Origin of the sequence: Bacillus sp. FSL K6-3154 (assembly GCF_040869395.1) — a bacterium.
Lineage (GTDB): Bacteria > Bacillota > Bacilli > Bacillales > Bacillaceae > Bacillus > Bacillus safensis.
Map to the genome: position 1 here is coordinate 154,241 of NZ_CP152033.1, position 12,996 is coordinate 167,236.

Below are 12,996 nucleotides of genomic sequence, written 5' to 3' on the forward strand. Positions count from 1 at the left end.
CTTTTTTACATAGCATCCCTCTTTTTCACATTTTTAGCCGAAAAGATACAAACAAAAAAACCTTACCAAAGGCAAGGTTTTTCAGTCGTTCTCTATTTATTTCATCCATTCAGTATGGAATACGCCTTCTTTATCTGTACGCTCATACGTATGTGCACCGAAATAGTCACGCTGTGCTTGAATTAAATTCGCTGGAAGGACAGCTGTGCGATAGCTATCAAAGTAAGCAAGTGCACTTGAGAATGAAGGAACAGGCACTCCTTGTTCCACTGCAAGTGAAATGACTTTACGAAGTGATGATTGATAGTTTTGAGCAATATCCTTAAAGTATGGATCAAGCAATAGGTTTTTCAGTTCAGGATTACGGTCATACGCTTCTTTAATTTGTTGTAAGAAGGCTGCACGAATGATACATCCGCCGCGGAAGATCATCGCAATTTCACCGTATTTCAAATCCCAGTTATATTCATCAGACGCTGCTTTCATTTGCGCAAAGCCTTGTGCGTAAGAGCAGATTTTACTCATGAATAGGGCTTTTCTAACTGCTTCGATCAGCTCTTGTTTATTCTCAGCTGATTGTGCTGGCTCTGGACCTTCGATCAATTGACTTGCTTCCACACGCTCATCTTTCATTGCTGAAATGTAGCGCGCAAAAACAGACTCAGTAATGATTGGAAGCGGGACACCTAGATCAAGTGAGCTTTTGCTTGTCCATTTTCCAGTTCCTTTTTGACCAGCTTTATCTAAGATCACATCCACAAGCGGCTGGTTTGTTTCCTCATCCACTTTTGTGAAAATGTCAGCTGTAATTTCGATTAAATAGCTGTCAAGCTCGCCTTTATTCCACTCTGAGAATACTTCATGAAGCTCCCCTGCTGATAATCCAGCAACATGCTTCAAGATAAAGTATGATTCAGAGATCAATTGCATATCTCCGTACTCGATACCGTTATGAACCATTTTGACATAATGTCCTGCTCCATCTGGGCCGATATACGTTGTACAAGGCTCGCCATCTACTTTCGCAGAGATCGCTTCTAAAATTGGTTTCACTAGCTCATGCGCTTCTTTTTGACCGCCTGGCATGATGGAAGGACCTTTTAGCGCGCCTTCTTCACCGCCGGAAACACCTGTACCAATGAAGTGAATACCACTTTCTGCAAGCTCTTGGTTACGTCTTTGTGTATCCTTGTAATATGTATTTCCACCATCAATTAAAATGTCACCTTTCTCTAGGTGAGGAAGTAATGATTGAATGGTTGCATCCGTTGCTGCACCAGCTTTTACCATTAAAAGAATTTTACGCGGTGTTTCAAGCGACTGAACAAATTCTTCGATGCTGTATGTGCCAACAACGTTTTTTCCTTCTGCTTCTTGAAGAAACTCTTCTGTTTTGCTGCTAGATCTGTTATAAACGGATACGGAGAAACCGCGGCTTTCAATATTGAGGGCAAGGTTTTTCCCCATAACGGCTAGTCCAACCACACCGATTTGTTGTTTTGACATAATTCTGACGTCCCTTCTAACACACTATATTGATTACTGCTGAAATGATGTACCCTTTGAAATTACCACAACATCACCTCTTTTATCAAGTTTTCAGGCTAGTCATTTCCTCTTTCGTCCTGAAAAAAATCTTTATTAAAACTTGTCCCGCTTGTTTTGCTCTCTTTTTCCTTAATAGTGATCCCTCTTTGCACCAATGACTTTCCATATTTTTCTTTCAGTCCATCTAAAATGGTTTGGAGAGGCTCTTCTTTTGCATCTTCTGTATATGAAAATAAATCAAGCTGTTTAACAGCTGCTTTTCGTTCGACAAGGTCTGTCCCCGTCACACCTAAGAGCCTCACTGGCTGGTCATTCCAATGTTTAAGGAATAACTGCTTTGCCGCTTCAAATATGTCTTCCTTTCGATCCGTTGGATTCGTAAGCATGACACTTCGCGTGATATTTTTCCAGCTTGCATACCGAATCATGATGAGCAGCCGGTTCGCCATCACTTCTTTTCTCCTTAACCTTACACTCACAGATTGTGACAGCTTATCAATTAACGTGACAAGTTCATCTGAATCATCAGAATCATGAGGCAGAGTAGATGAATTGCCGACGGATTTAAATTCGTATATTCTTTCTGGGTCTACGATGCCGTCATGTTCACCATTCGCCTTTTGCTTTAATCTCGGTCCATTAATGCCAAGCAATTCTTTTAGCGTATACTCATTCGCTTTCGCTAAGTCTTCAATGGTATGAATTCCGATTTTTTTTAATTTCTCTGCCGTTTTTTGTCCAACCCCGTGCATATCACCAGCAGGGAGCGGCCAGAGCATGTTCGGAACATCTCGTTTACGCAATATGGTGATGCCCATTGGCTTTTTCCAATTAGACGCCATTTTCGCTAAAAATTTATTCGGTGCAATGCCGATACTTGAAGGAAGCATCAGTTCCTCTACAAGCCTTGTTTGAATATCATGAGCCGTTTTTACCGCATGCTCGGCATATGGCGTATGTGTTAAATCAATATAGCCCTCATCAATCGATACAGGTTCGACTAAATCACTGTATTCTCTTAGTATTGTAAACATCTCTTGTGAGGAGCTGCGGTACCGGTCAAAGTTCGGTGTGCGGACAATGAGTCCCGGACATAGCCGCTTCGCCTCCCACAAAGGCATCGGGGGCTTCACACCTAGTGCTCTTGCCTCGTAGCTGCACGTCACAACAATCCCTTTACGCTCTTTTGCATTTCCGCTGATGGCTAAAGGTTTCCCTCGCAAAGAAGGATCATACGCCATTTCTACATTGGCATAAAAAGCATTCATGTCTATATGAAAAATAATATTTGACATTGGCATAACCCCATTTTCTTGTCTACCTGTATTTTGATCAGCTGTTTTTTAATATATCAAACATGATGGATCCCTTTTACGCTCAATTATACATTGATTTATTTCATCTTTCCTCAAAAAAACCTTCTCTAAAAAAGAGAAGGTTCCACGTCCATTTACACTTTTTCTTCAAGTATACCATGTTGATATTGAATGTCCTCATATGTGAATACTTCATTTTTTTGATGATGTAAATGTTTCACAACCGGAGTGGGCTGTTGATTAAAATTCATACTCAAACTTTGATTGGAGTAGTGTCCAGCCGGATCAATATAATACTTGTAATCAATGACTCTTTCTACATCAATTTCAGCGTAAGCAATTCCTTCCGTTTCAGCAGGAACCATATCACTGATCGGTTCCCCGTCCGGCCCGTAAATGCACGTATGCCCGCTCTTAAATGTTTCAAAGTAATCTCTTTGCTCCTGCGTTAAACAAATCATTTCTTTCATTTCTTCCGTATATATAGATGATGTCATCAGCACAAATGTCTGTGTCGCGATGGCATAATATCTGCTTGAAATTTCATCGTCAAAATAACCTGGCCAAGAGGCTACATGTACTTGCTCATTTTGAGCATTCATCGCCATAAGATCAAGCGGGACTTGATGCTCCCAGCACATCAATCCGCCAAGGTTTCCAATGTCAGTTTGAAAGACCGGCATCATACTTCCACTTCCATCCCCCCAAATGAGTCTTTCTGCTACAGAAGCTCTCATTTTCCGGTGTTTTCCTATTAAATCCCCATTTGGATTAAACCAAAGCTGAGCTAAATAGAGAGAGCCGCCATCTTTTTCACTGCATGATATACAAACGTACGTTTCATTTCTTTTTGCTGCCTCACTTATTTTTTGAATGGCTAAGCTAGGGATTTCAACGGCATTTTTATATAATTCATGATAGAACTTTCTCGTATATTCTGGATGACCAATAAAAGCAAACCAAGGATAACCAGGTAAAAATGCTTCTGGGAATGCCACAAGCTTTGCACCATTTGAAGCTGCCTCGTCGATCAGTTCACATGATTTCTCAACGCTTGCTTCCAAATTTAAGTAGACAGGTGCTGCTTGCACGGCAGCTGCTCGAAACTTTGGGTAAATACTTGTCATATTCAAAACCTCCATTTCTTTTATCCCCCTCATTATAGGATAGGAAATATGAAGTTTGGATGACATTTACTATTTTATACAAAATAAGGAATTTTATTTAATAGAGAAAACACGTGGTTGTGTTAGACATTTAACCATGTGTATAGTACACTGTGAGTAATGAAATGGATGTGATAATCATGATTATTGATACATTCAATGAAGTCTTTTTCCTTGTTGAATTCTTTACGATTATTCTTCCAGCGCTGACGGCCATCGGCATTGCGTTTTTACTAAAAGACTGCCGTATGAACGAACACCTTGGTGGACATCGTTTGGAAGAGTTGGACGCATCTTGCTTGAATCGAACAGACTTTCTGTTTATCATATACGATCGCATTACAACTTGGATTAGTAAAGTCATTCGAATGAAAAGATCATCAAATGATGATGAAGACCATTCGCTTCCTCTCACTAATTAAATTTTTTTAATCATGAGGAGGAAACGAATTGAAACGTTTATTGACTGTTTTTACGACTTTATGTTTGATGATGATTGCGTCACCTGCATTTGCAGCGAGTGCGCAAACGAATACGAGCTCTGATGGGTTTTTCCATCATTATTTTGTTCAGCCTTTTTCTGAGCTGATCATTTGGCTTGCGAACTTTTTCCATGATGATTATGGTTTATCCATTATGTTCGTCACCTTGATTGTCCGCCTGCTGATTTTCCCGCTTTTTGCGAACCAATTTAAGAAGCAACGAGTCATGCAGGAAAAAATGGCACTGGTGAAACCTCAGATTGACCAAATACAAAGCAAACTGAAGAAAACAAAAGATCCTGAAAAACAAAAAGAACTGCAAATGGAAATGATGAAAGTATATAAAGAGAACAATGTGAACCCGCTGGCGATGGGCTGTCTGCCTATGCTGATTCAAATTCCAATTGTTCTTGGCTTTTACTCGGCGATCCGCTCAACACCTGAGATCGCAACTCATACGTTCTTATGGTTTAACTTGGGACAAACCGATTTATTGGTGGCAGTCTTTGCAGGGGCTATGTATTTCTTGCAATTTTATGTCACACAAAAATATGCGAAGCAATCAGGCACTCAGACAGAGGCTGCGCTGAAGCAAGCGAAAGTAATGGGCATGATTTTCCCAATCATGATGCTGTTTCTTTCAATCAATGCACCCGCTGCTCTTCCTTTATACTGGATGACAAGCGGACTATTACTCACGATTCAAACGATTATTTTAAATGTCATGTACCAAAAATCAAAAACGAAAGCTGCGGCTAACGAACAAGCCAAACCAGCTGCTGAATAAAAATAAACCCCTTATCTTTAGATAAGGGGTTTTTCATTATGCCAATTCTTCTTTCAACCGGTCTGGCAATTGATCGAGGTCCTCAATTTTCCCAAGGAACTTATTTGGGTCCACTTGTAAAATCATTTTGTTTTCTCTCTCCACAACGCCGAAGAAATATTCAGAGGCCTTCGTGTTCATATGAAATGGCTTGATCTCGCTTTGCTCGATATCGATGATATCTTTTGCATCTGAGACAAGACAGCCAATCATTTGATCGTTTACTTCAAATAGCAGCACCTTGGACTGCTCGTTCACATCAAGAGGCTTTCCGTGAAGCATCACGCCTGTATCACTGACAGGAATGACCTCTCCTCTTAATGACATCAGCCCTTTAATTTCTTTTGGAAGGTTCGATACTTCTTGTAAGTAAGGGACCTTCTCAATCGAACGAATATGCTCTACACTGATGCCAAACTCCTCTTGCCCCACCTGAAAAATAATAATCTTTTGCGTGCTCACAGAGTCTCCTGCCTTTACGATGGATTTGTCGTTTCTTCGATAATGGCGAGAACCATTTCAGCTGTTTTGACTAATTCTTCAATCGGCATTTTCTCATTTTTCGTATGAATATCTTCATATCCAACAGCTAGGTTGACAGTTGGGACGCCGTTGCCTGCAATGACGTTTGCATCACTGCCTCCGCCGCTCGTCTGCAGTTCTGAAGGACGGCCAATTTTTGCTGCCGCTTTTTTCGCCACTTCTACGACTTGATCGCCGTGTGAGAATTTGAAGCCTGGATACATGATGTCAATTTGTACATCGGCACTTCCGCCCATTTCTTTAGCGGTTTTTTCAAAAGCTTCTTTCATCTTCGCTACTTGAGCTTCCATTTTTGCTGGTTCTAAAGAGCGTGCTTCCGCCAAAATATCGACTTGATCGCACACAATATTCGTTTGTGTTCCGCCTTCAAAACGGCCGATATTCGCCGTTGTTTCTTCATCAATCCGGCCAAGCGGCATGCTGGCAATTGCTTTTGATGCAATGGTAATCGCAGACACACCTTTTTCTGGCGCGACACCTGCGTGAGCGGTTTTTCCGTAAATCGTTGCGCGTACTTTTGCCTGTGTTGGTGCAGCTACAATAATCGTACCAACCTTGCCATCTGAATCAAGGGCATAGCCGTATTTCGCTGTCATCAAATTCGGATCTAACGCTTTTGCTCCAACAAGTCCTGATTCCTCGCCTGCTGTGATCACAAATTCAATTGTTCCATGCGGTAAATTTTTCTCTTTCAGCACGCGGATCGCCTCAAACATAGCAGCAAGTCCTGTTTTATCGTCAGCACCAAGAATCGTTGTTCCATCTGTTTTCACATAGCCGTCCTCAATGACTGGTTTTACGCCATTCCCTGGTACAACTGTATCCATATGAGAAGTGAAATAAATTGTATCTGCCTCTTGATTCCCTTCTAAAGTACAGACAAGATTGCCTGCACCGTGGCCTGTTGCCGCTTTTGAATCGTCTTCAATCACTTTTAGACCAAGCTGCGAGAATTTTTCTTTTAATACTTCAACAATTTTCTCTTCGTGTTTGGTTTCTGAATCAATCTGAACTAATTCTAAAAATTCGTCTAGTAGGCGTTTTTCATTGATCATGATGATGCTCCTCCTCTTATAGCGGCATGTTGCCATGCTTTTTTAACGGTCTATCTTCTTCCTTACTGCGAAGCACATCAAATGAGCGGATCAATCGCTCTCTCGTTTCAGCTGGCATAAAAATATCGTCTATCAGACCTGCCTGAGCCGCTTTCCATACACTTGGTTTGTTTTCAGACTTGCGCGAAGCAGGATGAACGATTTCGTCTGCGAACGTTTTCCCCATGACATCAATTTCGGCTTCTGGCCATGCATAAACAAAGTCAGCGCCTAAGCCCTTGCTATTCATCGCGACATATGCACCGCCAAACGCCTTTCTTAAAATCACAGTGATTTTTGGAACAGTTGCTTCAGCGTACGCATATAAAAGCTTTGCCCCATGGCGGATAATTCCCGCATGCTCGGCTTTTTCTCCTGGTAAAAAACCAGGAACGTCCACAAGGGTTAAGATCGGAATATGAAACGCATCGCAAAATCGAATAAACCTGGCCGCTTTATCGGCAGCGTCAAGATCAAGGCTGCCTGCCAGCACCTTTGGCTGATTGGCAACAACACCAATGGAGGCTCCTTGTAATCTGGCAAAACCTGTGACAATATTTTTTGAGAAACAAGGCTGCGTTTCAAAGAATGAGTCTGGATCGGTTATCGCTGTCACCACTTGTTTGACATCATAAGTGCGTGATGGATCCTTTGGCAAGATGCTGCCTGGATCGGCGGTATCATGCTTTCGCGTCCCAGCGCGTGTGACAGCCTGCTGTTTCGTTTGTATGTACGTTAAAAGAGTTCGAACCGCTTCTAACACGTCCTTCTCATCTTTCCCAGTATAGTGCACATTCCCGCTCGTCTGATGCTGAACACTTGCACCGCCAAGACGGTCAGGACAGACCGTTTCTCCTGTTGCCTTTTCTATTACTTTCGGACCAGTTAAAAACATATGAGCTGTTTGCTCTGTCATGAAGACAAAATCAGTCAATGCAGGAGAATAAACTGCACCTCCAGCACATGAGCCTAAAATAACTGATATTTGCGGGATTCGACCAGAGTACAGCACATTCCGTTTAAAAATCTGTCCGTATCCTTCTAATGATACCACACCCTCTTGAATTCTCGCACCACCTGAGTCTTTTAGACCGATGACCGGCATCTGATTTTTAGCTGCCAGATCCATCAAAGAGGCAATTTTTTTCGCATGCATTTCGCCTAATGAGCCCCCATATACGGTTGCATCTTGTGCATAAACACAGACAGGCTTACCGTGAATGAGTCCCGTTCCAATGACGACGCCGTCACCAACATGCTCTGACAGACCGCCTGTTGCAAATGACTGAATTTCCATCAAGCTGCCCTCGTCAAGAAGTTCATGCAGCCGCTCTCGAACCGTCAGCTTTCCTTTGCTTCTGTGAGCCGCTGCTCGTTTTTCGCCGCCGCCCATTAACGCTTTATTCCGCCATTCAGACAAGTCATTGAACGATTCATTCATCGCAATATTTCTCTCCTTTCAAGGACCCGCACAATTCAAATAACACACCTGACGTTTCTTTAGGTGAAATAAAGGCAATCTGCTTTCCGCTGGCGCCCATCTGTGCTGTTTTTTGGAGAAGCTGCACGCCAAGGTGATCGAGACGGCTAAGATCCGTTTGAATGTCATTTGACTTTAACGCAATATGATGAAGACCCTCTCCTCTTTTTGTTAAAAAGGTATGTAGTTTACTGCGGGCTGAGATGGGCTCAATTAATTCAATGTGCAGATTATCAAGTGAAGCGAAGGACGCTTTAATCTCCTGCTCAGGAATCTCTTGTATGTCTGAAAAATGCCAGTTAAATAGCTGATGAAGCGTTTGAGATGTTTCTTTAATAGAAAAGACGGCAATGGCAATATGATCGATTTGATTCATCCGTTCACTTCCTTTGCTGATCACTTGTCGCATATGAAAAAACCAGATAAAATAAAGACAAGTGCGCTTGTCGCAAAAATCTTCGGTTATAGGGGTGCGATATGTCTCAAAAATTCATGAAATTTATGGTATTGCTTATGATTAGCCTGCTGTTAGTTTCTTCACTTTTAGCAGGAGCAGCAGCCTTTTTATAAGGTTTGAATAAAAGCAGACAAGCAGGTGATTCGCGATATCAACGAATGGCCTGTTTGTCTTTGGCAAGCTTTTCAAAGGAATCGCTTGATGTTGTAATCCATACCTTTGTACCAATTGGAAGCTGATCAAACAATAGCTCTACATCTTGATTATGAAGCCTTACACAGCCTGCTGTGATAAATTTCCCAATCGAAGTTTCGTCACTCGTTCCGTGAATTCCGTAGGTTCTGCCATCTGTTCCTCGTGCATCAAATCCAATCCATCTTCGCCCAAGAGGATTATTCTTCGCACCGCCTTCAATATTCTTTCTTCTGTAATAGGGATCTTTCGCTTTGATCATAATCGTAAATTCACCTTCTGGCGTTAAATCCGCTGTTTTTCCTGTTGAAGCAGGATATACTTTTTGGATTTTTCCTTGATCAATGAAGGCAAGTTCATTCGTTTGTTTATTAATAATGACAAACGGGTCACCTGGAAGCGGGTTTTGTCCAAGCGGCCAGATAGGTGAAAGGGACATGGTCAGTACGGTATAAAATAAAAGACGCATAGGCTCCTCCTTTTTCATTAGATTGACCAATGAAGGAGGAACTCATGCGTCTCTATTCTTTCATCCCTTTAAAATAGCTTTTCAGTACTAAATATTGTTCCATTTCACCGAGGAAATGAAAGAGTGCCGCTCTTGCCTCAAATTCTTCTCTTGTTTGCGGGAGCGGAAGTGCTTCGAACTCTTCTTTCATATCAATGAGACGTCTTAAAAACTTATGCGCTGTGTTCCCTGGGTGAATATGTTCGCGTAAGTCTCTAATGTATTCTGCAATGATTTGTCCATGCTCCGTTGTGACAGAAATCGACGTAATTTTGGGCAGCACACGCTCAATGATTTCAAATTGCTTTTGTCTCATGTTGAAATAATGGTAATACAGGTTTTCATGTCTTAATACATGGTTTTCAACATCACGATATGCAAGAGCTTTCGCTTCTTTGATCAATTGATGTGTCTCTGGTATTTCTTTTCCTGTCCAGTCTTGTTTCCCTGTCATTAAGTATTGCTCGATTTCCTCAAAGATTTTAGCAAAGTTGGCTTCAATCTGTTCGCTGTAGCGTTTGAGTTTTTTATCAACACTTGGCATATAGAGGTTCATAATCAGCGCTACCCCTACACCAATGGTAATCAGCAGCAGTTCATTCCAAATGAGATGCAGGGTAATCCCGCCAGACATGTATAAATGGAGAATGATGACTGAACTTGTGACAATCCCTTCTTTAATTCGAAGCAAAACCGTTGTCGGAATAAAGACAAGCAGCATCAAACCGATCACAAAAGGATGATACCCAATCAGATCGAAAAATAAATAAGAAAATAAAATAGCAAGACTGCATGCTGCAAAGCGGGCTCCCGATGCTAAGAGGGATCTTTTCTTTGTCACCTGAATACACAGGATCGTAATAATCCCGGCAGCTGAATAATTTTGCAAACCAAGCAATTGTGCAATATAAATAGCGATCGCTGTTCCTAATGCTGTTTTCAGCGTTCGGTAGCCGATTTTAAACATGATGTGATTCACTCTTTTCTGTCTTGTTTCCATTCATTTTTGTGAAATGATGAACTTTTTTTACTTTCCCCATTATAATCAAAAAAAGAAGGAGATGTTAAGTCTCCTTCTCTTATTTCTTTATAATATTTTTTGTAAGAAGTCTTGCGCACGCTGTGAAGACGGTGATTCAAAAAATTGCACAGGGTTTGCATCCTCTACAATTTTCCCATCATCCATAAAGATCACGCGGTCAGCCACTTCTTTTGCAAAGCCCATTTCATGTGTGACGATGACGAGTGTCATTCCAGATTGAGCCAGCTCTTTCATGACTTCTAATACTTCCTTGACCATTTCTGGATCTAGAGCAGACGTTGGTTCGTCAAACAGCATAATGTCTGGTGTCATCGCAAGCGCACGCGCAATCGCCACACGCTGCTTTTGACCGCCGGACAAACGGTTAGGGAAATCATCTTTTTTCTCTAAAAGCCCTACCTTTTTCAGCAGGTCTTCAGCTTGCTTGATACTGTCTTCCTTCGATTGATTCTTCACATTCATTGGCGCATACGTGATATTTTCCAGCACGGTTTTATGCGGGAAGAGATGGAAATGCTGAAACACCATTCCGATGTTCTCACGCACTTTTAGTGCATTCGTTTTTGGATTGGTGATTTCGGTGTCCTTAATTGTAATGACACCAGAAGTCGGCTTTTCAAGTAAATTCATACAGCGGAGGAACGTCGATTTTCCTGAACCAGATGGTCCAATAACCGCAACAACTTCCCCTTCTTTAATGGTGGTGTCGATCCCCTTTAAAACTTCGTTTTTACCAAAAGATTTTGTGAGTTTCTCTATTTTAATCATTTGATTTTAACTTCCTTTCCACCGATTTGCCGACAAAGGTGAGAACAAGCACGATGACATAATAGATAAGACCCGCAAAAATAAGCGGTTCAAGATAATTATACGTGACAGCCCCTGCTTGATAGGCTCGTCTCATGACATCACCCAGTCCGATGACTGTTACAATCGCTGATTCTTTTGTCAGTGTAATCGTTTCATTCACAAGTGCAGGTGAAATATTCTTAAACGCCTGCGGAAGCAATAAGTCCTTCATCATTTTAGCATAAGGGATGCCTAAAGCAACGGCTGCTTCTTTTTGACCTTTATCAATGGCATTAATACCCGCACGAATAATTTCAGATACGTATGCCGCCGAGTTGAGTGAAAAGGCCGCTACAGCAGCCCAGTATTGGTCGATTTGAAACCCAAGAAGCTGAGGCAGACCAAAATAAATAATGAGCAATTGAAGCACAAGCGGTGTGCCTCGGAAAATTGACGTATAAAAATCTGCAAGCCAAATGAGCGGTTTAAACACACTAATTTTACAAAGCGTTAATAAAATTCCTAAGATAAATCCAAGTAAAAGGGATACCACTACTATAGAAAGCGTGACCTTAAGTCCTTCTAGAATAAAGGGCATCTGAGGTATTACATCTTTAAAATCAAACATGACATTCTCCTTTTTTTTGCCTTCATACAAAACAGGAAAAAAGTTCAACATGAGTTGAACTTTTCAGCGCTTTTCTACTTGATTTTCTGGAATGACGCTGATCCTTTTCCTGACTTACTTTTCATCAGCAAACCATTTTTTAATTAATTTATCAAGTTCGCCATTATCTTTCATTTCTTTTAATGATTTATTAAATTTCGCTGTTAAGTCGCTATTTTTCTTGAATGCAATGGCTGAACCTTCGTTTGAGCTGTTCAATCCAAATGCTTGGAAGTCTTTTTCCTTTTTCAAGTAACCAGCAGCTACTTTATCTTCAATAATTGCTGCATCAAAACGGCCTGCTTTAATCTCTTGAATGATATCAGAAATTTTATTACGGTCTTCAACTGTTAGGTTATATTTCTTTTGCAGTCCATTTGCTTCATCCTGTTGAATAGAACCTAATTGAACGCCGACTGTTTTGTCTTTTAAATCTTTCTCTGCCTTAATACCGCTAGATTTCTTTGATACAACCAAGTTTTTAGCATTGTAATAAACATCAGAGAAATCAACTTGCTTTTTACGTTTTTCTGTAGGTGTCATTCCTGCAAGGACAATATCAGCTTTGTTTGTTTTGAGGGCTGATACAAGGCTAGCAAAGTCCATATCTTGAATTTCTAGCTTGTAGCCGTTCTTTTTCGCTAGTGCTGTTGCAAGATCTACATCAAAACCGACAATTTTATCTCCGTCTTTTGATTCAAATGGCGGATAATCTGCTGATGTTGCCATCACGAGTGTCTTGTCATCTCCTGATGCGTTTGAATTATTAGAAGAAGTTCCGCAAGCTGCGAGTGCAGCTGCAAGACCAGCTGTCATAAGTAATAATAACCACTTTTTCATATGATGATGCCTCCCAGTATTTAAAATCATGTATTGTTTTGAATAT

Annotated in this window: 15 protein-coding genes; 3 read left to right on the forward strand and 12 right to left on the reverse strand. The window is 41.1% G+C overall.

Going from position 1 to position 12,996, the window contains the following annotated elements; translation table 11 throughout:
- Positions 1 to 96: 96 nt before the first annotated feature.
- From gndA to MHH61_RS00895, 3 genes are all read right to left on the reverse strand, one after another.
- Positions 97 to 1,506, reverse strand: a complete 1,410-nt coding sequence (gene gndA / locus MHH61_RS00885; RefSeq protein WP_024428028.1) for an NADP-dependent phosphogluconate dehydrogenase — start codon at positions 1,504 to 1,506, stop codon at positions 97 to 99.
- A gap of 98 nt (positions 1,507 to 1,604) precedes the next feature.
- Positions 1,605 to 2,849 carry a DNA polymerase IV gene (locus tag MHH61_RS00890; protein ID WP_073208362.1) on the reverse strand — a complete coding sequence of 415 codons (1,245 nt, stop codon included), beginning with the start codon at positions 2,847 to 2,849 and terminating at the stop codon, positions 1,605 to 1,607.
- A 149-nt stretch (positions 2,850 to 2,998) separates the two neighbouring features.
- On the reverse strand, positions 2,999 to 3,991 hold the full coding sequence (locus MHH61_RS00895; protein WP_125587259.1) for a carbon-nitrogen hydrolase family protein: 993 nt from the start codon (positions 3,989 to 3,991) through the stop codon (positions 2,999 to 3,001).
- Positions 3,992 to 4,170: 179 nt separating this feature from the next.
- Here MHH61_RS00895 and MHH61_RS00900 point away from each other — a divergent pair, with 179 nt between their 5' ends.
- Positions 4,171 to 4,452: a hypothetical protein gene (locus MHH61_RS00900; protein ID WP_024422910.1), complete on the forward strand. Its 282-nt coding sequence runs from the start codon at positions 4,171 to 4,173 to the stop codon at positions 4,450 to 4,452.
- A 67-nt stretch (positions 4,453 to 4,519) separates the two neighbouring features.
- Positions 4,520 to 5,299, forward strand: coding sequence for a membrane protein insertase YidC (locus MHH61_RS00905; RefSeq protein WP_046312291.1), 780 nt, complete (start codon positions 4,520 to 4,522; stop codon positions 5,297 to 5,299).
- Between the two features lie 36 nt (positions 5,300 to 5,335).
- On the opposite strand, the gene MHH61_RS00910 is transcribed toward MHH61_RS00905, so the two are convergent.
- From MHH61_RS00910 to mce, 4 genes are read right to left on the reverse strand one after another with little or no spacing between them, the layout of a single operon-like run.
- Positions 5,336 to 5,800: a chemotaxis protein CheW gene (locus MHH61_RS00910; protein WP_024422912.1), complete on the reverse strand. Its 465-nt coding sequence runs from the start codon at positions 5,798 to 5,800 to the stop codon at positions 5,336 to 5,338.
- Between the two features lie 14 nt (positions 5,801 to 5,814).
- Entirely contained in the window at positions 5,815 to 6,936 is a 1,122-nt protein-coding gene (locus MHH61_RS00915; RefSeq protein ID WP_044332749.1) for a M20/M25/M40 family metallo-hydrolase, read from the reverse strand.
- Positions 6,937 to 6,952: 16 nt separating this feature from the next.
- Entirely contained in the window at positions 6,953 to 8,416 is a 1,464-nt protein-coding gene (locus tag MHH61_RS00920) for an acyl-CoA carboxylase subunit beta (protein ID WP_080652973.1), read from the reverse strand.
- Positions 8,409 to 8,831, reverse strand: coding sequence for a methylmalonyl-CoA epimerase (mce, locus tag MHH61_RS00925; RefSeq protein WP_075623460.1), 423 nt, complete (start codon positions 8,829 to 8,831; stop codon positions 8,409 to 8,411). The genes MHH61_RS00920 and mce overlap by 8 nt, the downstream gene beginning before the upstream one ends.
- Positions 8,832 to 8,968: 137 nt before the next feature.
- Here mce and MHH61_RS00930 point away from each other — a divergent pair, with 137 nt between their 5' ends.
- On the forward strand, positions 8,969 to 9,025 hold the full coding sequence (locus MHH61_RS00930; protein ID WP_229137118.1) for a hypothetical protein: 57 nt from the start codon (positions 8,969 to 8,971) through the stop codon (positions 9,023 to 9,025).
- Between the two features lie 38 nt (positions 9,026 to 9,063).
- On the opposite strand, the gene MHH61_RS00935 is transcribed toward MHH61_RS00930, so the two are convergent.
- From MHH61_RS00935 to MHH61_RS00955, 5 genes are all read right to left on the reverse strand, one after another.
- Positions 9,064 to 9,573 (reverse strand): L,D-transpeptidase, encoded by a 510-nt coding sequence (locus tag MHH61_RS00935; protein ID WP_075623461.1) that lies wholly within the window; start codon positions 9,571 to 9,573, stop codon positions 9,064 to 9,066.
- Positions 9,574 to 9,625: 52 nt separating this feature from the next.
- The gene (locus MHH61_RS00940) at positions 9,626 to 10,579 is read right to left on the reverse strand and encodes an aromatic acid exporter family protein (RefSeq protein ID WP_075623462.1); all 954 of its coding nucleotides are present in this window, start codon (positions 10,577 to 10,579) and stop codon (positions 9,626 to 9,628) included.
- Positions 10,580 to 10,699: 120 nt separating this feature from the next.
- Positions 10,700 to 11,422 (reverse strand): amino acid ABC transporter ATP-binding protein, encoded by a 723-nt coding sequence (locus tag MHH61_RS00945; protein ID WP_041106813.1) that lies wholly within the window; start codon positions 11,420 to 11,422, stop codon positions 10,700 to 10,702.
- Entirely contained in the window at positions 11,415 to 12,071 is a 657-nt protein-coding gene (locus tag MHH61_RS00950; protein WP_024422919.1) for an amino acid ABC transporter permease, read from the reverse strand. The genes MHH61_RS00945 and MHH61_RS00950 overlap by 8 nt, the downstream gene beginning before the upstream one ends.
- A gap of 114 nt (positions 12,072 to 12,185) precedes the next feature.
- Positions 12,186 to 12,950: a transporter substrate-binding domain-containing protein gene (locus tag MHH61_RS00955; RefSeq protein ID WP_024422920.1), complete on the reverse strand. Its 765-nt coding sequence runs from the start codon at positions 12,948 to 12,950 to the stop codon at positions 12,186 to 12,188.
- Between the last annotated feature and the right edge of the window lie 46 nt (positions 12,951 to 12,996).